The following is an 18,994-nucleotide window of genomic DNA, read 5'->3' as shown; positions in this document are numbered from 1 at the left end:
GCTTCGCGAGGGAGCATCCGATACCTGGAGGAGGTAAAGCATTGGATTATAAAGATTTAATCGCCACCGGCATTTCCGGCGCTTTGGAAATCAGCAAGGAGGATGTCGAAAGGCTCCTTGAAATACCGCCAAGGGCGGAGATGGGGGACTACGCTTTTCCCTGCTTCCAATTGGCCAAAACCCTGAGAAAGGCCCCCAACAGCATTGCCACAGAGCTGAAAGAGAAGCTTCATCTGGATGCCGTGGAAAGAATTGAAGTCATGGGCCCCTATGTGAACTTCTTCCTGAATCAGCAGGCTTTTCTGAAGGATACGGTGGAAACCGTGCTCAGCCAGGGAGAAACCTATGGCACCACAGCCCTGGGGGAAAACAAGCGCATCATTGTGGAGTACTCATCGCCCAATATTGCCAAGCCCTTCCATGTGGGGCATCTTTTCACCACCGTCATCGGCAATTCCCTGAGTAAAATCTACGGGAAACAAGGCTATGAGGTGGTCCGGATCAATCATCTGGGCGATTGGGGAACGCAGTTTGGAAAACTCATCAGCGGCTACGAGCGCTGGGTGGATCTTACCAAGCTGGAAGAATCCCCCATTGAGGAGCTGAACCGGATTTACGTGAAGTTCCACGAGGAAGCGGAGCTGGATCCCTCCCTCAATGACGAGGCAAGAATGCACTTCAAGAATCTGGAGGATGGAAAACCCTACGAGGTGGAGCTGTGGAAGCAGTTCCGTGAGCTTTCCCTTCATGTGTTCAACCGCGTGTACGAGGAGCTAGGGGTGGAGTTTGATTCCTATGCGGGAGAAAGCTTCTATTCCGATAAAATGGATGCCGTGGTGGATCTTTTGAAGGACAAGGGGATCCTCACCGAAAGCAATGGAGCCCAGGTCGTCATGCTGGAGGACTTCAACATGCCGCCCACCATCATCAAGAAGGCCGACGGAGCCACCATCTATGCCACCCGTGATTTGGCGGCAGCCATTTTCCGAAAAGAAACCTATGATTTCCATAAAAATATTTACGTCGTGGGCACCCCCCAGGCTCTGCACTTCAAACAGGTCTTCAAGACCCTGGAGCTGGCCGGTTTTGACTGGGCCAAGGATTGTGTCCATGTGGGCTTTGGATTGGTGAAGTTCCCGGGCAAAATGATGTCCAGCCGAAAAGGCGATGTGGTGCTTCTGGATGATCTTCTCAAGGAAGCTGTGGAGACAGCCAAGCAGATCATCCTGGAAAAGAATCCCAATCTGGAGAACAAGGATGATACCGCCAAGAAGGTGGGCATAGGCGCCATCATCTTTACCTACCTCAAAAATTCCCGGGAAAAGGACATCATCTTCGACTGGAGTGAAATTCTTTCCTTCGACGGAGAAACCGGTCCCTATGTTCAGTACACCTATGCCCGAGGAAAGAGCATTTTGCGCAAGAATGAGGCGGTGAATGAGGCCGATCTCACGGTGCTGAGCTCTGCCGTGGAGTTTGAGCTGGCCAAAACCCTTGCAGGCTTTGAAGCGGCCATTGGGGCAGCGGCAGAAAAGTATGAGCCCTCCATCCTCACCCGGTATGTCATCCAGGTGGCGAAGGACTTCAATAAGTTCTACAACAACTGTCCCATCAATTCCGCAGAGCCTGCGGTGAAGAAGGCAAGACTCCTTCTGGTCCAGGCCACCACCGCGGTGATCAAGAATGCCCTGGCACTCCTGGGCATCGAAACCGTGGAAGAAATGTAAATTAACTGCCTCTTTGCGCTGCAAAGGGGCAGTTCCTCTATGGAGAAATTAGATCTTGGATGAGTTTTTTCGCAGCTTCCACTTTTGTCGGTTATCCCTTCATCAGCATGGGCGGTATGCCCGGGAGAATGATATGCGCAAAGTTACCCTGTGTCTTTTTATCTTCCTCCTCCTTTTGCTTCCCCTAACGGGCTGCACCGTCAATCAAAACATCTCCGACGAAGAGCGTCTGGTGGTGGAAAATTATCTGTCTCGGGTACTCCTTCAAGGAGAGGATGCCGGGGAAGTTTTTGCTGCCGTGAAGGTGCTTCACCGAGACGAACTCTCCGGAAAAATGGAGGTCTGGGCTCTGGTGGAAGGGGTGGCCATGACAAAAGAGGCCGAGATCAACCAGGGGGTGTCCCTTCCCGTTGTCCTCTGGACGGCTAAAGGGGATGCCGGATTCAGGGTCACAGGCCATGAGGTGCCTCGGGATGGGGCAGACTATGCCCAGGATCTGAAAACACTTTTCTCCCGGCGAATCCAGGGAACCCTTTCGTCTTTTTCCGAATCCAGGGAGCTGGAAATTCTCGAAAAGCGGATTCAGGACCGGATCTCCCGTCGGCAGCAACTCTCCATGGAGGAGCGTCAGGCGATCCTTTCCGCCTGGCAGTTTGTACAGCATCAGCCCTGGGAAGGAAAAGACCGCATTGACCCCATGCAAGTGGAATTTCGGGAGCTCTCGGCTATGCCGGGCATGGAGTACTGGGGGCAGGGAGAGACCTGGAGGCCTCTGGATGGGGATGATTTTGGCGTGGTCTTGGGGGACTCCTCCAGCCATCAGTTTGCCTTTGTCATTCTTGACGGGGTCACGAAAGAGGCTTTAGGCTTTATTCCCGTGGAGTAGCTTTTTTCAGGTTTTCAAAAAAGATCGTGGAGAATTCTTGCATTAATGCGGGTTCAGGGACTATAATAGGAGTATCTTCTCTGGGGCGATAACTCAGCTGGGAGAGTGCCACCGTCACATGGTGGAAGTCGCAGGTTCAAGTCCTGTTCGTCCTACCACGAGAAAATCCCGTTTGTCTTCCCGGACAGACGGGATTTTTATTTGATAATCCATAGGTTAGCCCGGCAGATGGAGCTCAACCGCTGTCTGTGACGGGGGCTTTGGGAAGACTTCCCTGGGATAAAGCAAAAACCGGCTCTTGCGAACCGGTTTTTGCTTTAGGAGAGAAATGGGTGAAACGAGAAAAGCAGCCCGGGGGCTGCTTTTGTGAATTTTAGAGATCGGTTTTCCAGAGTCCGTGGAGGTTACAGTATTCATAAACTGTTCCTTCCGAGACATCGGCAAACTCTGCCTTCGGCTCCATGCCGGGCTTCAGATGGACCACTTCCAGGCGATCTCCGGATTCCAGAGCGATCCATTCAATAAAATGGGCATCGAGCATGGGGTGGATCGTAGATCCCACCTGGACGTTCAGTTTTCCGTCTTCTCTTACCACGAAGGGTACATGCTTCTCTGTAGCGGCATCGGTGGTATTGGGCTCCAGTTTTTCCATTTCCTGACCGCAGCACACCAGTGTTCCGCCCCCCTTACGAATGAGCGCCACCAGATTTCCGCAGACTGCGCAACGATAAAACACAACATTAGCCATTTTTTTACCCCCTTGATTGATATTGCAGGTTTTCATCCCCGTATCGTTATTGTATATCAATGCCGGAAAATTGTATAGCGCATTAACAAAGAGTTCATGAGGGCACACCGGGGAAACCCAGAAAGATGTTCTCGGGCGTAGAGTCCTTGCCTCATTGACTTTAAGCTCGATCAATGACACCATGAAGAAAGAAAAGAAGAAGAGGGAATCCCCTCGAGGAGGACAGAATGAAGTTTGTATTTGGACGCCAGGACTGGAATACGCTGCGTCGGGGGCAGGAAAAATGCTATCTGCTCACCAACGAAAAAGGAGGATACAGCTGCCTTACCATGATCGGATCCAGCGCACGCCAGGAGCAGGTGCTTCTCATGGCTTCCGTCAAGGCCCCGAATAACTGGGTTCAGATGGTGAGCAATGTGGAGGAGCTGATCCATAGGGAGGGAAAGACGGTGTCTCTTCTTTCTCAGGAATATGTAGGCTATGCCCATAATCAGGAGGGCTTTCGCCATCTCCAGGGCTTTGAGGTAAATCCCTTCCCCCATTGGACCTATCAGGTTCAGGGATTTAGGCTGGAAAAAACCATTCTCCTGGCCCATGGGGGGAATCAGGTGGCCCTGGATTATGTTCTCCATAATGGTGGAGAGGAACCGGTGGTGGTGGATCTGAAACCCTGGCTGCGCATGACGCCCAAGGGGGAAATGCCCAAGATCGGGGAAAAAGGAAACGTCACGGTATCGGAAATCCATCGCCATGGCCAAAAACTCTATTTCGCCTGCGACGGGGAGCTCCTTTTAGAAGGAGAAACCTGGCAGGAGGATCTCTATTTCCAGGATGACGCCAAGGATGACCGGTCAGCGGTGGGGAAGGCTTTCTCCGACCACCGTTTCCGTTATCGCCTCGAAAAGGGCGAAACCCGCCGGGTATCCCTGATCTACAGCACGGAGCCCGTGACCGCATCCGTGGAAACCCTTCGCCGGGAGGAGCTTAAGCGGCAGAAAGACCTTCAGGACCAGGCTGGGATAACCTCCGCCTTAGGTCGGCAGCTGGTCCGGGCGGCGGACCAGTTTGTGGTGGACCGGGAATCCACCGGAGGGAAAACCATCATCGCGGGGTATCCCTTCTTCGGGGACTGGGGACGGGACACCATGATCGCTCTTCTGGGCTGCGGTATTGCCGCGGGACGAAAAGCAGACTGCGAAAGCATCTTCCGGACCTTCATGGCCTATGTCCACCAAGGGCTCATGCCGAATATGTTCCCTGAAGGGGACAAGCCGCCCATGTACAACACCGTGGACGCGTCGCTCCTCTTTATCTATGCCCTCCACGCCTACTATGAGGAGTTTAAGGATCTGGACTTCGTCCGGGAGGCCCTGCCCGTCATGGCAGAGATTCTGCACTGGTACCAGAAAGGCACGGACTTCCACATCCGCATGGATGAGGATGGGCTCCTGGAAGCCGGAGGGGGATTTGAGCAGGTGACCTGGATGGATGTGCGCATAGGCGATGTCCTGCCCACACCGAGGCACGGAAAACCAGTGGAGATCAATGCCTACTGGTATAACGCCCTCATGACCATGGCTCACTTTGAACGGCTACTGGAGGGGGAAGACCGGGCTAAGGATTATGAGAACCTGGCGGGCCGGGTGAAAAAAAGCTTCCTGGAAAAATTCTGGAATGGGGAAAAGGGCTGCCTATATGATGTGGTTTCGGGTAATCCCTATGATGCTCAGGTGAGACCCAATCAGATCTGGGCGGTATCCCTGCCCTTTGGCATGCTGGATCCCCAGCGGGAAAAACAAGTAGTTCGGAAGGTTTTTGAAGAGCTCTACACGCCCTATGGCCTTCGCTCCCTGTCGCCCAAGGATCCGGAGTTCAAACCCTTCTACGGCGGTTCCCTGTGGGATCGGGATACGGCATACCATCAGGGCACCGTGTGGGCATTTCCTTTGGGCGCCTATTATCTAGCCTACCTCAAGGTCCACGGGTTCACCGCAAAAGCGGCAGCGGCGGTGATGGCGGACCTCTCCATGCTGGAGGGGACGCTGCAGGAAGGCTGCATTGGACAGATTGCCGAAATCTTTGACGGGCTTGCGCCCACCGTATCCAAGGGGTGCTTTGCCCAGGCCTGGAGCGTGGGGGAACTTCTCCGAGCGCTGAAAGCTGCCGAAGAGATCCTTCGGAAGCAAACCGCCGAAGCCTTGGCGGAAAAAGAAGTCTGAAATCTCGTTTTTCCATTCGATGGTATAATGGACCTTTGAAGCCACCATGAAGAGACCAGAGGAGAATGATGAGTGAAACATAAAGAAATCCTGGAAATCAAAAAACGATACAAGAAAGATCAGTGCACCTTCAGCCGCGTCACCGGCTGCTACGTCAATGGCGAAAAGCAGATTGTAACCACTTATCGGGAGACGTTTCTCAACCTGGAGGAGTCGGAACTCCATAAGTATCTGGATATCGCCAAGAAAGTCCTGTCCGGAGCTTTAGGAAACAACCTCCTGGATTTGGAGTTTCACCGGGGAGAAGGCTACCATAATGAAAAACAGACCTTCCTCATGCAGCTGAAAAGCAGCGAACTGAAGGACGATGCCCTGCTGGAGGAGTTTTACCAGTCCGTTATCGCCCATTATGGGCATACGGGCAATTTTCTGATCCTCCTGTATCATGATGCCTATGACGTGATGAAACGCACCAGTGACAACCTGAAGCTGGATGAGTCGGAGGAAACCTATGCCTACGTGCTTTGCGCCATCTGTCCGGTGACCCTCTCCGAACCAGGGCTTCACTACAAGGATGAGGAAAAGAAAATGCGGGTGCGTGATCGGGACTGGATGGTGGAAGCCCCTGCCCAGGGATTCCTTTTCCCGGCGTTCACCGACCGCAGCAGCAATGTCCATGAAGTGCTGTACTACACGAAAAATCCCAAGGATCCCCAGCCGGAAATCATGGAAGAGGTGCTGGGCTGCGATTCCAAGCAGACCACAGCCCTGCAGCGAGAAATGCTTCACAGCGTCATCCAGGAAGTGGTAGGCTCGGAGGAGGAGGCGGAAAATCTCCTCCTGGAAGTCCAGGACAGCCTCCAGGGTTTCCTGGAGGAATACGAAACCACCCACGGCTCCGCGGAGGAAGAGCCTTTGGTGCTGACCCATGATCATTTCCAGGATCTTCTTTCCGATGCCGGCGCATCGGAAGAGACCGTGGAAAAGCTCGGGGAAATCTATGGCGAGTACTTTGGGAAGGAACTGCCCTTTGCTCAGCGCATGCTGGATCAGAAGCTGGTGAAAAAGCACGAGGAGCGGAAAAAAGAACAGGATCTTCGCCACCAGGTGGAGACCCTGCGAACGAAGCTGGAAGAAACGGCAGCGCTGAAGGAGGATCCGGCAGCGGAGTTCGCGGTGAACCTGCAGGTGAAGCCGGAAAAGGTGGCCCAGATCAAAGCCCAGATCATCGACGGGCAAAGGTGCATTGTCATCCCCCTCATGGAGGATGAGCAGGCCGCCGTCAATGGGGAGCCCAACCTTCTCTAGGGTGCAGTGGACCCCAATAAGTTTGAATAAACGCGAAAAACCATCCTTGCGGATGGTTTTTCATTTAGTAGCGATTTATGCCATGGGGATCAGGGCTTGGATTTGGTCAGAAATTCAATCTTCTGCCCTTGGCCGCCTTTTTGTTCGTCGTACACGGGACAGCTGGTGACACAGGAGTCACAGTTACAGCCGCCCTTGGCGGTTTTTCGGATTTTGCCGAAGAGAAAGTAGAGAGCGGCGCCCACAATGAGGAGCGTAATGGCGATTTCCATCTTGAGCCTCCTATAAGATAAGGGATCCTGCCTGATAAACCAGGAAGGAAACGATCCACGCTGCAGCGAAATAGAAGAGAGCACTGGAGAGGGCGAACTTGCCGCCGTATTCCTTCTTCAGGGTGGCGATGACCGCCACACAGGGGGTGTAAAGAAGGACAAAGACCAGGAAGCTCAAGGCGGTGAGTTGCGTAAACATGGTGGGAAGGATGGTGGTCAGCTCTGCGCCATAGATGACGCCCATGGTGGATAGCACCACTTCCTTGGCCAAGATGCCTGTGATGAGGGAGACAGCGGCTTCCCAGGTGCCAAAGCCCAGCGGGGCAAAGAGGGGAGCCAGGAACCGGCCGATGGTGGCCAGGAGGCTGTCGCCCATGGCGGAGATTCCGCCAAAGTTGAAGTTGGACAGGAACCACACCAGCACCGACAGGGAGAAGATGACCGTGGAAGCCTTCTTGATGAAGCCTTTGCCCTTGTCCAAGGTGCTCTTGGCCACTAAGGAGAAGGAAGGGACTTTATACTCCGGAAGCTCGATGATGAAGGGCTCTTCGTCCTTCTTGAAAAGGGTGTTTTTGAAGAGAAGGCCTACCAGCACCACCATGACCATTCCAGTGAAGTAGAGGCCCAGGACCACCAGTTCGGGATTCTTCGGGAAGAAGACCGAGCTGAAGAGGACAAACACCGGGAGTCGTGCGTTGCAGGAGACGAAGGGCGCCAGGAGGGCGGTGAGCTTTCGGTCTTTCTCGCTCTCCAGGGTCCGGGCGGACATGATGGCCGGAACCGTGCAGCCAAAGCCCATGAGCAGAGGAATGAAGGCTTTGCCGGAAAGGCCGATTCTGCGCATGAGGTTGTCCATGATGAGGGCGGCTCGGGCCATATATCCGGAATCTTCCAGAATGGAGATGCCGGCGAACATGGTCATGATGATGGGGAGAAACACCAGAATGGAGCCTACGCCACCGATGATGCCGTCCACGATGAGGGCCTGGAACCATTCGCTGGTCCCCGCCAGGAGCGATGAAGCTCCTCCCTGAATGCCGGGGAGAACCCAGCCGTCCAGAAGGTCCGCCAGGGGCTGACCCACCCAGGAGAAGGTCAGTTTGAAGACCAGGTAGATGAGTCCGATGAAGAGGGGATAAGCCAGGAAGGGGTTTAGCACCACTTTATCGATCTTTGCCGTCCAGGAGGAAGATTCCTTCACCACCTGGGACGACATTTCCAGGATACGTCCAATTTCCGCATAAGCGGTCTTTTCATCCTCATAGTGTCGAAGTTTCGGCGTGGGAAGGGCCCGTCGGTCCTTCAGCACGTCCAGGAGGTGATCGATGCCCTGACCTTTGGTGGCCAGAATGGGCACTACCCGGATCCCCAGCTCTTTTTCCAGCATCTTGGGGTCGATGGAGAGTCCCTTCATATCGGCCATGTCCAGCATGTTGAGGGCGATGACCACAGGAATTCCATACTGGAGGATCTGGGTGGTCAAGTAGAGATTGCGCTCCAGATTGGAGGCATCCACGATGTTGAGGATCAGATCGGGTTTCCCGTTCTCCAAAAAGTCCTTGGAGACTTTTTCCTCATTAGAAAAGGTATCTAATGCATAGATACCCGGAAGATCCGTAATTCGTATCTCTTTATGGCAGCCTTCTTTCTTTTCCACCGTCACGCCGGGCCAGTTGCCCACATACTGATTGGAACCCGTGAGGAGGTTGAAGAGGGTCGTTTTGCCCACATTGGGATTACCGATGAGTGCAATTTTGGTCATATTCTGGCCTCCACGCGGATGCTGCGGGCATCCTTTCGGCGGATGGCCAAATTGGAACCGCGGAAAGACAGCACGATGGGATCTCCTAAGGGAGCCTGACTGACCACTTCGATGGCGCAGCCCTCCGTACAGCCCAGCGCTGACAATCTTTTAACAAGTTTCTCGTCGCCAAATACCCCACTCACCGTGGCTTTTTCGCCGAGCTTCAAATCATTAACGCACATGATACACCGTCCTTATTGAAAGTCATTATCAATTACAGACCTATTATAATCTCTTGGGTTCTGTGCGTCAAGCCTTTGTGTGGAATGATATTATAATAACAAGGAGAAAAGATGCGGAAGGGGCCGAAGATACGGTATAATAGGAGGAGATATGGCAATGGGTATGCCTTTGCCATCACTTTTTCTACGGGGGAGTTCAGCATTGCGCCAAGCGGCTTTTGGGATATGGAGGTTTGACAATGGGGATCAAAGGGGTCATCTTTGACCTGGATGGAGTGCTGGTCCATACGGACCGCTATCATTATTTGGCCTGGAAGAGAATCCTTGCGGAGTACGGCAAGGAGTTCAGTCTGGAGGACAATGAGAAGATCAAGGGCGTAGCCCGCTCCCGATCTCTGGAAATTCTTCTGGAGATGAAGGATATTTCCATGAGCGAGGTGGAAAAGATCAGCGTTCTGCGGAAAAAGAACAACTGGTATCTGGAGTCCGTGAAGGATATCGACGAGGAGGATGTGCTCCCCGGGGTCCTGGATTTTCTGGAGCAGCTGAAATCCAACGGATACCGCACCGCCATTGCTTCCACCAGCGACAATGCCTACATCATTCTCGAACTGACGGGACTTCGAAAGTACTTTGATAATGTGGTGGACGGGTATAAAGTGAAATCGCCAAAGCCCAACCCGGAAGTCTATCTGGTGGGCGCTTTGGAAATGGACTTGGATCCTTCCGAATGCCTAGCCTTTGAAGACAGTCATGCTGGTGTTCTTTCGGCGAAACGCGCGGGCATGAAAGTCATCGCCGTCAGCGACAAGGAAATCCCGGAAGCGGACAAATGGATCACCAGTCTGGATGGGCTGGATCTGTCGATACTGACGATCTGAATCAAATCGAAAGGAGAGATTAGGGTGAGATCAGCAGCATTTTTTGATATTGACGGTACCCTCTACCGGGAAGTGTTCATGAAGGAGATTTTTAAGCGGATGATCCGCAGTGAAATCATCAAGGAAAACCAGTGGTATGTGCAGGTAAAACCCTACTACGATCAGTATGACCGAAGAATCGGTTCCTATGATGAGTATCTGATCAAAATGGCAGCCATCTACACGGAAGCCATCAAGGGCTTCCACCGCAGTGTCATCGAACATATTATCCACCACGTGGTGGAAGATAAGGGCATGCGCAACTATCTCTTCACCCGGAACCGGATCAAGTGGCACAAGGAACAAGACCACAAGGTCATCACCATTTCCGGAAGTCCTGCAGAACTGGTGAAGGAAATGGCTGCGCTGCATCATTTTGATGACTGGCGAGGATCCCTGTATCTCCTGGACGAGAAGGATCGATACACAGGGGAATGCATCCCCATGTGGGACAGCCGGTCCAAGCAGCGGGCAATTTTTGAGATGAAGGAAAAATACGATATCGATTTGGACTCCTCCTATGCCTACGGGGACACCGCCGGCGACTTCAGCATGTTCCAGCTGGTGGGCCATCCGGTGCTGGTGAATCCCACACGGGAACTCATCAACCTCGTGCTCAGTGACCCCGCCGTCCGGGCCAAGGCCGAAGTGGCCGTGGAACGCAAGGATGTCATTTACCATGTGCGGCTGGAGGATTTGGCCAATGACTTTGGAAAAGAGGGATAAGCTTGCTGATACATGATGTGTTGATCCCCGCGGAGCCGGTGAATCCGCGGAAAAGCCTCAAGATCAATCACCGGGAAATCATCGACAAGGCGATTTTTTTCGACCTGGAACACTACCTTTATAAAGAGCCCATCTGCATCGGGGTATTTGGAGCGGCCACCTACAGCCGGGAAAGCCAGGCCATCCACTCCACCCAGTATATGATTGAGAATCAGCGGGATGCCCGGGAGATTCTGAAAATGACGGAAAAGTACTTCCGGCTTCAGAAGGTCAATGGCATGGAGTACATCGTCACCTTCTCCGGAAACAATGACTTCATGGTGATCAACCATCTCTTTCATAAGTATGAGATCGACTTTAATTTCGAAGAGAACTTCATCCTGGTGGACCTGCAGAAGGAATACGAGCATCGCTTCCATCGGAATATCGGGCTGAAGAATCTGGAGCGACTTTTTCGCATCGAGCGGCAGGGGGAACTCATCTCCGGCATGACTCTGGCCAAGACCTTCTCCAAGATCATCAAGGATCGGGACTACATCGCCCGCATGCCCAGGGAAAAGATTCTGAAAATCCTCAATTACAATGAGCAGGATGTGGTGAACCTCTACAACATCATGAATCACTGGGAGGACATCGTCGAAGCGGATGTGGTGCTTCTGGAAGAAATCCTTCTGGAAGAAAAGCTGGTGAAGCTGGAGAAAAAGCGGCTTCAGGAAGAAGCCCGGCAAGAGGCCCTTCGGGAGAGCCTTCCCCAAGAGCATGATGACCAACCCCCAATTTGGGAATCCGCAGGTCTGTAAGCGGGACCGGCACGAAACCTGTACATCACGTACAGGTTTCGTGCCGTTTACCCGGTCTTTTTAAGCCCAGTCCATCCCCTTGGAAGGGAATGGCGACTGTTGGGGAAAGAGCGTTGCAACCGGGAGACAGGTGGCTTAAAATAAGGATAAGACGACCCAGAAGAAAGGAGCCGAAGGCATGGGATTTAATTTCAGAAAAAGTTTCAGAATTGGAAAACTGTTTCGGGTAAATATTGGAAAAAGCGGGGCCAGTGTATCCTTCGGGGGCAAGGGCTTCCGCCAGAGCATCAGCACCTCGGGCAATGCCCGCACGACTTTCAGCATACCCGGCACGGGGCTTAGCTACAGCAAAACCCTTTCGGCCAAAAAACTCCTGAAGAAGGAGTCCAACCGTCCGGTTTTCCAATCCGCCAAGGGAATCGATCCGGCGGGGGAAGTGAAAGCCTACCAGGAGGACATCGCCCTCATCACCAGTCTTCATCTCTATGAGGATTATCCCCGGGGCATCGACTGGAATGCCGTGAAAAGCGAAGAGGAACCCTTTAAAAAAGGTACCGACGGTCCCCAGGTCAAAGAAGCCAAAGCCCTGCTGGAGACTCAAAGGCCCGGACTCTTTCAGCGGGTCTTCGGAGGGGGAAAAGCGGTCATGGCGGAACTGGAAGCCAACCTGGAAGAGGCCAAGAAAGCCGATGAAGCCCTCTACAGTGCCTGGGAAAGCAACAAAGTGCTGGCGGAGAAAATCCTCGGACAGAACAAGGACAATTATTTGGAGGCCTTGGAGGAAGTCAAGCTCAGCGAAGAACTGGGAAACTACATCCGCAGCCTGAAGTTCACCTATACGGATGAAGACTCCCTCAAGGCGGACATGACCCTCAGTGTCACGGATTTCATTCCGGAGCAGTATAAAACCCTAACTCCCACGGGGAAACTCTCCGTGAAGGACTATACCAAAACCGACTACTATGAGATCGCCAGCCGTTTTGTCACGGGACTGGTTTTCCGCACGGCCCGGAACCTTTTCAATCTTCTGCCCATCGAAGATGTCCTCATCGAAGTATCGGAAATGGAGAAAAACAAATACAGCGGGCTGGAGGAGAAGGAGCGGATCCTGTCCATCCTCATTGACCGCAGTACGCTGGAGAAGATTGATTTTACCGAAGCCAACCCTTTCGAGGCCCTGACGAATTTCCGCCACGAGGTCAATTTTGTGAAAACCAAGGGGTTCACGAAGATCGAAAAGACCGTGCAGTAAGATGGCTGGATCTCTCCCACCCCAGGGAGAGGTCCGGTATTACTTTTTACATCCCTTTAATTTTCATTTAATCTTCGGATGTTAAAATGAGTTCATGGTTTTGGGATGAAGGCCTGGCCAAGATCCCAAAATCACACCGGCAATGAAAAATTGCGAAAAATGGAGTAGTTGCCCGGAAAACCCTGATCTTTATGAATTGGATGCAAAAATTGAACAATGGCCTCGAAAAAAATACCGATTAGGGGTATTTACAAATATCATCGACGATGATATTTTTATATCGTAGGCTTTAGCACTCAACAAGCGAGAGTGCTAACAAAGAGGTGAAATGCGATGGCAACAAGTATGGACCGACGAAAAATGGAGATCCTGAAAGCCATAGTGGTGGATTACATCACCACAGGCGAACCGGTGGGTTCCCGGACTTTGGAAAAGAAATATCAGCTGGGGGTAAGCTCCGCCACCATCCGCAATGAAATGGCGGATTTGGAAGAGCTGGGTTACCTGGATCAGCTGCATTCTTCTTCCGGTCGGATTCCTTCCGCCAAAGGCTATCGGATGTACATTGACCGGCTCATGACCCTGGATGCCTTAACCGTGGAAGAAGCGGAGTTCATCCGGGATAAGATCGTCACCATGGCCGCCACGGAGATCGACAAAATTATGAAGCAGACCGCCATGATGCTGTCGGAGCTCACCAACCTGGCGGTGGTGACCCGCAAGCCCAATATCAGTCAGGCCCACCTGAAGGCAATCCAGCTGATGATCGTGGAAAAGAACACGGTGCTGGCCGTCATCATGGCGGACAACGGCACCATCACCCATAAGGTGATCAAACTCAACGACACGCCGTCGCCGGAAGTGCTCCTGAACATCTGCAATCTGCTGAACCTCAAGCTGAAGGGGATGAATATCGAGGACATCAACCTCCATATCGTCAACTCCCTGAAGAATGACCTGGAGGGTTACGATGAGCTGTTTCTCTCCATACTCTCGGCCATCTACGAAAGTCTCACGGAGGAAGCTTCCGAAGACAAGTACTTTGTGGACGGAACGGCCAAAGTCCTGAATTATCCGGAGTTTGCCGATCTCAACAAAATGAAGGACTTTTTGAACCTTCTGGATCAGCCGGATCTTCTCTTCCATGATTTGGAAAAAGGGGAGAGGCAGGATCACGATGTGATCATCACCATCGGAGACGAGCTCACGCTTCCGGAGGCCAAAGATCTGACAATCATCACCACCCAGTACAAGGTCAACGACGAGAGCGTGGGAACCATTAATCTCATCGGTCCTCGGCGGCTGGATTATTCCAAAGTGGTGTCGATTATAAATAACGTGAAAAAAGAGCTGGGTAAAAAGCTCAACGAGGAGGATGGAAATGACGGAGGATAAGAATAAGAACCTGGAAGAACATCTGGCCGATGAGCCGATGAACCCGGAAACCGAAACGAGGGAAAATCCGGAAGCCCCTGAAGAAAATCCGCAAGGAACAGGAGAGGCCGAGGAGTTGAAGGGTGAGGACGTCATCGAGATGAAAGAAATGTTTAAGAAGAAAAAAGAGCTCCAGGACAGACTGAAGAAAGCTGAAAATGAGAACGCTGCGCTAAAGGACAGGCTCCAGAGGCTCAGCGCAGAATATGACAACTACCGGAAGAGAACCCAGAAGGAGAAGGAAGGGCTTTATGCCGACAGCATCAATGATGTGGTGAAGACGATTCTTCCCATCATGGACAGTCTGGAAGCTTCCCTTCAAGTGGAGCACGCCGATCTTCCCTCCATGCGAAAAGGCGTGGAAATGACCCTCGGGATTTTCCAGGATGCCCTGAAAAAACTGAAGGTGGAAGAAGTGTCCACCACCATACCCTTTAATCCCAATTTCCATGATGCCGTTATGCACGTGGATGACCCTGCCCTGGGGGAAAAGGAGATCGTTCAGGTCTTCATCAAGGGCTATCAGCGAGAAGACAAGATTATTCGATACAGCGTCGTGAAAGTCGCAAATTAGGAGGAATTGTAAAATGGCAAAAGTTATCGGTATTGATTTAGGAACCACGAACTCCGTTGTCGCCGTCATGGAAGGCGGAGACCCCGTCGTCATCACCAATGCGGAGGGCGCAAGAACCACCCCTTCCGTGGTCTCTTTCCTGGCCAACGGGGAAAGACTGGTGGGCCAGGTGGCCAAGCGTCAGGCCATCACCAACCCCGACAGAACCGTAGCATCGGCCAAGCGCCATATGGGAACCAACCACAAGTATGCCATCGACGGAAAAGACTACACTCCCCAGGAAATCTCCGCCATGGTGCTGGGCAAGCTGAAAGCAGATGCTGAGGCTTATCTGGGCGAAAAGGTCACCCAGGCCGTCATCACCGTGCCTGCATACTTCAATGACTCCCAGCGTCAGGCCACCAAGGATGCCGGAAAGATTGCCGGACTGGAAGTTCTGCGAATCATCAACGAGCCCACCGCCGCATCCCTGGCCTACGGCATGGACAAAACCGACGAAGCTCACAAGATCCTGGTCTTTGACCTGGGCGGCGGAACCTTCGACGTGTCCATCCTGGATCTGGGCGATGGCGTCTTCGAAGTCCTGTCCACCAATGGTAACACCCATCTGGGCGGCGACGACTTCGATGACCGCGTCATGAACTACATTGCCGACGAGTTCAAGAAGAACAATGGCATAGACCTGAGAACCGACAAGATGGCCCTGCAGCGTCTGAAGGAAGCTGCGGAGAAGGCCAAGATCGAGCTTTCCTCCTCCATGACCACGTCCATCAACCTGCCCTTCATCACCGCAGATGCCACAGGACCAAAGCACATCGACATGACCCTGACCCGCGCCAAGTTCAATGAACTCACCGGCGATCTGGTGAAGTCCACCATCGAGCCCATGAAGAAGGCGCTGTCCGATGCTGGTCTCACCATGAACGATATCGACAAGGTGATCCTGGTGGGCGGTTCCACAAGAATTCCTTCCGTGGTGGATGCCATCAAGGAGTTCACGGGAAAAGAGCCTTCCAAGGGCGTCAATGCCGATGAAGTGGTAGCCCTGGGTGCAGCCATTCAGGCAGGTGTGCTCACCGGCGAAGTGAAGGACATCCTTCTCTTGGACGTAACCCCGCTGACCCTGGGTCTGGAGACCTACGGCGGAGTGGCCACAGCCATCATCGAGCGCAACACCACCATCCCCACCCGAAAGAGCCAGATCTTCACCACCGCCGCTGACGGCCAGACCTCCGTGGAAGTCCACGTGGTTCAGGGCGAGCGTCAGATGGCTGCGGACAACAAGACCCTGGGAAGATTCACCCTGTCTGGCATTGCCCCAGCAAAGCGTGGAATCCCCCAGATCGAAGTTACCTTCGACATTGATGCCAACGGCATCGTGAAGGTCACTGCCGTGGACAAAGCCACCGGCAAGGAAGCCAACATCACCATCACTGCCTCTACCAACCTTTCCGATGATGAAATCGACAAGGCTGTCAAGGAAGCTGAACGCTTCGCCGAAGAAGACCGCAAGAAGAAGGCCGAAGTGGAAGCCCACAACAATGCAGATCAGGCCATCTACCAGACGGAGCAGACCCTGGAAGAGCTGAAGGATAAAATCGATGCTGCAGACAAGGCGCTGATCACGGAAAAGCTGGAAGCCCTGAAGAAGGTCAAGGACAGCAGCGATGTGGAAGAAGTGAAGAAAGCCACGGAAGAACTGACCAATGAGTTCTACAAGGTTTCTTCCAAGATCTACGAAGCCCAGGCCCAGAATGCTCAGGCAGGGGCACAGGCTGGTCCCCAGGACGACAATGTTGTGGATGCCGATTTTAAGGTTGAGGACGACAAGTAATCAAGGTATAATACAAGAGCTGATTAGGGATGGGCGCCAAAGCCCTTCCCTAATTAAGATTAGACGGCATTCCTGTGCCTGGTCTTAGGCATGGTAATCCATAGGTGGTGTGAGAATGGCAAAAAGAGACTTATATGAGGTCCTGGGACTTCAGAAGGGTGCCGACGAGAAAGAAATCAAAAGCGCCTTCCGGAAGCTGGCGATCAAGTACCACCCGGATAAGAACCCGGGGGACAAGGAAGCGGAAGAAAAGTTCAAAGAAATCAATGAAGCTTATCAGGTGCTCTCGGACCCGCAGAAAAAAGCCCAGTATGATCAGTTCGGAACAACGGACTTCAACGGTTATGGTCAGGGTGGCGGACAGTACAGTGCCCAAGACTTTGGCGATTTTGGCGATATTTTTGAAACCTTCTTCGGCGGCGGCTTCGGTGGCGGCGGTCAGCGCAGACGCACGGGTCCGCGCAGAGGGGCAGATCTGGAATACAAGCTGGATCTCACCTTTGAAGAAGCGGTATTCGGCGTTGAAAAGGAAATCAATATTACCCGCACGGAGGACTGTGAAGTCTGTGCCGGCAGCGGAGCGAAAAAAGGAACCCATCCGGAAACCTGTAAAACCTGTCACGGTTCGGGCACAGTCCGCGTTCAGCGACAGAGCCTCTTCGGCAACATGGTCCAGGAAATGGTGTGCAACACCTGCGGCGGTTCCGGCGAGATCATTACGGATCCCTGCGATAACTGCAAGGGAAAAGGACAGACCCGTCAGAGAAGAAAAATCACGGTCAAGGTTCCTGCCGGGGTGGATATGGGCAATGTGATGCCCCTTCGGGGCCAGGGCGACAAAGGCACCAAGGGCGGTCCCCAGGGGGATCTCCATATTGTGCTCAATGTGAAGCCCCACAAGTTCTTCATCCGCAAGAACAATGACATCTACGTGGATGCCCACATCAACATTGCCGAGGCAGCCCTGGGCAAAGAAATTGTGGTGCCCACCATCGACGGAGACGTATCCTATGAAGTTCCTTCGGGAACCCAGTCCGGTACGCTCTTCCGCCTCAAGGGCAAGGGCGTCCCGTTTGTGAATTCCCGAAGCGGCCAGCGCGGCGACCAGTTCGTCAACGTCATTGTGGACGTGCCCAAGAAGCTGAACGATGCCCAGAAGGAAGCTCTCTACCAGTTCCTGGAAGCCTCCGGTCAGATCGTGGGCAAGGAGCAGGAAGCGGAGAAGAAGGACGGGAAGAAGGACAAAAAGAAGTTCAACCTGTTCGGATAGCTAGCAAGAAAAAAAGATCATGCCTCGCATGATCTTTTTCGCTTGATTGGAGTTTAGTACTCTTCCAGTTCCAAGTGCTTGTGGCTGCCTTCCTCCATGGTGTTTCGGATGATGTTGGAGGCACCGAAGAAGGCGAAGAGGAGACCCAGGCCGATGTTTTTCCAGACTTCGCCCACATAGAAGAGTTCGCTGTCAAAGAGGGCCCGGGGAGCCACGGCGAAGGATTCCCAGGCGGTGAGGCCCAGTTCCGGAGACATGAGAAGTCCCAGGGCTACCTCCACCACGTTGGCAAGGATGATGGTGAGAACGAGGGAACCCAGAATAATGGGGGTCATGCCCTTGCCGATCTTGCCGCCGAAGGACTTGTAGCCGTGGTAGGCCAAGTACCCCATGGCAAAGCCCACTAAGGCCACCAGGAAGCCCAGATAGGAGATGACCACCCAGAGCACCCCGCCAAGGAGGGACCCCAGTAGGGCGCCCACAAGGCCTTTGACGTAGGATCCGCTGTGCACTTCCTGCTCCTTCACGGCAGCCAGGGTTTCCTGGACCTGCGCGATACACTCCGGACAGGCTTCTGCGCTGATCTGCCCAATGCGGTAGGCGGAAAAACGGCCTTCCTTGTTGCAGAGGTGACAGGAATTTTGGTACCCCTGGGCGGCGAGGGTGGAGGCGACATCGTCCAGTACCCCGCGAAGATACTCGGCGGTGGCTTTGGTGGTCATTTTCCGGTTCAGGGTCAGAATCAGAATATGGCCGTCTTCCATGCGATACACGAATTTGTGGGTTTTCCGCAGGGGTTCCAGAAAGGTCTGGAAATACTGGAAAGCCCCTTCATCGGGAAGATGAATTGAAGTGATGAGCGTATAAGTGCTGGATGCCGCATTGACTGAAAACCACAAACCATGGAACTCCCCCATGAGGGTATTGTCTTTGCTGCGGAAGGCGGGATCTTGAGAAAGAAGCTTCAGAACGGGATCTGCCATAGTAGTCCTCCGAATTTCGTATTTTGAATAAATGAGAACGGTTTACCCGATTGTT

17 protein-coding genes and 1 tRNA gene are annotated in these 18,994 nt (G+C 53.0%); 13 read left to right on the top strand and 5 right to left on the bottom strand.

Features of this window, described 5'->3' with window-relative positions; translation table 11 throughout:
- Positions 1 to 41 precede the first annotated feature (41 nt).
- The 3 genes from argS (at position 42) to KCG48_RS09960 (ending at position 2,771) form a co-directional block, all read left to right on the top strand.
- The gene (argS, locus tag KCG48_RS09970; protein WP_211801894.1) at positions 42 to 1,727 is read left to right on the top strand and encodes an arginine--tRNA ligase; all 1,686 of its coding nucleotides are present in this window, start codon (positions 42 to 44) and stop codon (positions 1,725 to 1,727) included.
- A 55-nt stretch (positions 1,728 to 1,782) separates the two neighbouring features.
- A complete protein-coding gene (locus KCG48_RS09965) occupies positions 1,783 to 2,613 on the top strand; it encodes a hypothetical protein (protein ID WP_211801892.1) in 831 nt (276 codons plus the stop codon).
- An 82-nt stretch (positions 2,614 to 2,695) separates the two neighbouring features.
- Positions 2,696 to 2,771 (top strand) — tRNA-Val (locus tag KCG48_RS09960).
- A gap of 215 nt (positions 2,772 to 2,986) precedes the next feature.
- On the opposite strand, the gene KCG48_RS09955 is transcribed toward KCG48_RS09960, so the two are convergent.
- Entirely contained in the window at positions 2,987 to 3,361 is a 375-nt protein-coding gene (locus tag KCG48_RS09955; protein ID WP_211801890.1) for a desulfoferrodoxin family protein, read from the bottom strand.
- Positions 3,362 to 3,588: 227 nt separating this feature from the next.
- On the opposite strand from KCG48_RS09955, the gene KCG48_RS09950 reads away from it, so the two are divergent.
- Both KCG48_RS09950 and KCG48_RS09945 read left to right on the top strand, forming a co-directional pair.
- Entirely contained in the window at positions 3,589 to 5,580 is a 1,992-nt protein-coding gene (locus KCG48_RS09950) for an amylo-alpha-1,6-glucosidase (RefSeq protein ID WP_211801888.1), read from the top strand.
- A 72-nt stretch (positions 5,581 to 5,652) separates the two neighbouring features.
- Entirely contained in the window at positions 5,653 to 6,888 is a 1,236-nt protein-coding gene (locus KCG48_RS09945; RefSeq protein ID WP_211801886.1) for a DUF4317 domain-containing protein, read from the top strand.
- 89 nt (positions 6,889 to 6,977) lie between these two features.
- Here KCG48_RS09945 and KCG48_RS09940 read toward each other — a convergent pair whose 3' ends face one another.
- From KCG48_RS09940 to KCG48_RS09930, 3 genes are read right to left on the bottom strand one after another with little or no spacing between them, the layout of a single operon-like run.
- Positions 6,978 to 7,160 carry a FeoB-associated Cys-rich membrane protein gene (locus tag KCG48_RS09940; RefSeq protein ID WP_211801884.1) on the bottom strand — a complete coding sequence of 61 codons (183 nt, stop codon included), beginning with the start codon at positions 7,158 to 7,160 and terminating at the stop codon, positions 6,978 to 6,980.
- 10 nt (positions 7,161 to 7,170) lie between these two features.
- Complete coding sequence (gene feoB, locus KCG48_RS09935) at positions 7,171 to 8,922, bottom strand: ferrous iron transport protein B (protein WP_211801882.1); 1,752 nt, start codon at positions 8,920 to 8,922, stop codon at positions 7,171 to 7,173.
- The gene (locus tag KCG48_RS09930; protein WP_211801880.1) at positions 8,919 to 9,146 is read right to left on the bottom strand and encodes a FeoA family protein; all 228 of its coding nucleotides are present in this window, start codon (positions 9,144 to 9,146) and stop codon (positions 8,919 to 8,921) included. The genes feoB and KCG48_RS09930 overlap by 4 nt, the downstream gene beginning before the upstream one ends.
- 239 nt (positions 9,147 to 9,385) lie before the next feature.
- Here KCG48_RS09930 and pgmB point away from each other — a divergent pair, with 239 nt between their 5' ends.
- The 8 genes from pgmB to dnaJ all read left to right on the top strand — a co-directional run bounded on the left by pgmB (position 9,386) and on the right by dnaJ (position 17,956).
- Positions 9,386 to 10,027 (top strand): beta-phosphoglucomutase, encoded by a 642-nt coding sequence (gene pgmB, locus KCG48_RS09925; protein ID WP_211801878.1) that lies wholly within the window; start codon positions 9,386 to 9,388, stop codon positions 10,025 to 10,027.
- Positions 10,028 to 10,051: 24 nt separating this feature from the next.
- A complete protein-coding gene (locus KCG48_RS09920; RefSeq protein ID WP_211801876.1) occupies positions 10,052 to 10,792 on the top strand; it encodes an HAD family hydrolase in 741 nt (246 codons plus the stop codon).
- Positions 10,793 to 10,794: 2 nt separating this feature from the next.
- Positions 10,795 to 11,592 (top strand): ribonuclease H-like domain-containing protein, encoded by a 798-nt coding sequence (locus tag KCG48_RS09915; protein WP_211801874.1) that lies wholly within the window; start codon positions 10,795 to 10,797, stop codon positions 11,590 to 11,592.
- 178 nt (positions 11,593 to 11,770) lie between these two features.
- A complete protein-coding gene (locus KCG48_RS09910) occupies positions 11,771 to 12,844 on the top strand; it encodes a DUF4236 domain-containing protein (protein ID WP_211801872.1) in 1,074 nt (357 codons plus the stop codon).
- 333 nt (positions 12,845 to 13,177) lie between these two features.
- Positions 13,178 to 14,239 (top strand): heat-inducible transcriptional repressor HrcA, encoded by a 1,062-nt coding sequence (hrcA, locus tag KCG48_RS09905; RefSeq protein ID WP_211801870.1) that lies wholly within the window; start codon positions 13,178 to 13,180, stop codon positions 14,237 to 14,239.
- Entirely contained in the window at positions 14,226 to 14,852 is a 627-nt protein-coding gene (gene grpE, locus KCG48_RS09900; protein ID WP_230977092.1) for a nucleotide exchange factor GrpE, read from the top strand. The genes hrcA and grpE overlap by 14 nt, the downstream gene beginning before the upstream one ends.
- 13 nt (positions 14,853 to 14,865) lie before the next feature.
- On the top strand, positions 14,866 to 16,686 hold the full coding sequence (dnaK, locus tag KCG48_RS09895; RefSeq protein WP_211801866.1) for a molecular chaperone DnaK: 1,821 nt from the start codon (positions 14,866 to 14,868) through the stop codon (positions 16,684 to 16,686).
- 115 nt (positions 16,687 to 16,801) lie between these two features.
- Positions 16,802 to 17,956 (top strand): molecular chaperone DnaJ, encoded by a 1,155-nt coding sequence (dnaJ, locus tag KCG48_RS09890; RefSeq protein ID WP_211801865.1) that lies wholly within the window; start codon positions 16,802 to 16,804, stop codon positions 17,954 to 17,956.
- A gap of 53 nt (positions 17,957 to 18,009) precedes the next feature.
- On the opposite strand, the gene KCG48_RS09885 is transcribed toward dnaJ, so the two are convergent.
- A complete protein-coding gene (locus KCG48_RS09885) occupies positions 18,010 to 18,939 on the bottom strand; it encodes a hypothetical protein (protein WP_211801863.1) in 930 nt (309 codons plus the stop codon).
- Positions 18,940 to 18,994 lie beyond the last annotated feature (55 nt).

Source organism: Proteiniclasticum sediminis (assembly GCF_018128025.1).
GTDB lineage: Bacteria > Bacillota > Clostridia > Clostridiales > Clostridiaceae > Proteiniclasticum > Proteiniclasticum sediminis.
The sequence above is the reverse complement of the archived record's forward strand: the minus strand, read 5'-3'. Positions and strand labels throughout refer to the sequence as shown.

Coding starts and splice junctions, on each gene's coding strand:
- KCG48_RS09955 (WP_211801890.1), bottom strand. CDS start 3,361: ATGGCTAATGTTGTGTTTTATCGTTGCGCAGTCTGCGGAAATCTGGTG.
- KCG48_RS09950 (WP_211801888.1), top strand. CDS start 3,589: ATGAAGTTTGTATTTGGACGCCAGGACTGGAATACGCTGCGTCGGGGG.
- KCG48_RS09940 (WP_211801884.1), bottom strand. CDS start 7,160: ATGGAAATCGCCATTACGCTCCTCATTGTGGGCGCCGCTCTCTACTTT.
- feoB (WP_211801882.1), bottom strand. CDS start 8,922: ATGACCAAAATTGCACTCATCGGTAATCCCAATGTGGGCAAAACGACC.
- KCG48_RS09930 (WP_211801880.1), bottom strand. CDS start 9,146: ATGTGCGTTAATGATTTGAAGCTCGGCGAAAAAGCCACGGTGAGTGGG.
- pgmB (WP_211801878.1), top strand. CDS start 9,386: ATGGGGATCAAAGGGGTCATCTTTGACCTGGATGGAGTGCTGGTCCAT.
- KCG48_RS09910 (WP_211801872.1), top strand. CDS start 11,771: ATGGGATTTAATTTCAGAAAAAGTTTCAGAATTGGAAAACTGTTTCGG.
- hrcA (WP_211801870.1), top strand. CDS start 13,178: ATGGCAACAAGTATGGACCGACGAAAAATGGAGATCCTGAAAGCCATA.
- grpE (WP_230977092.1), top strand. CDS start 14,226: ATGACGGAGGATAAGAATAAGAACCTGGAAGAACATCTGGCCGATGAG.
- dnaK (WP_211801866.1), top strand. CDS start 14,866: ATGGCAAAAGTTATCGGTATTGATTTAGGAACCACGAACTCCGTTGTC.
- dnaJ (WP_211801865.1), top strand. CDS start 16,802: ATGGCAAAAAGAGACTTATATGAGGTCCTGGGACTTCAGAAGGGTGCC.
- KCG48_RS09885 (WP_211801863.1), bottom strand. CDS start 18,939: ATGGCAGATCCCGTTCTGAAGCTTCTTTCTCAAGATCCCGCCTTCCGC.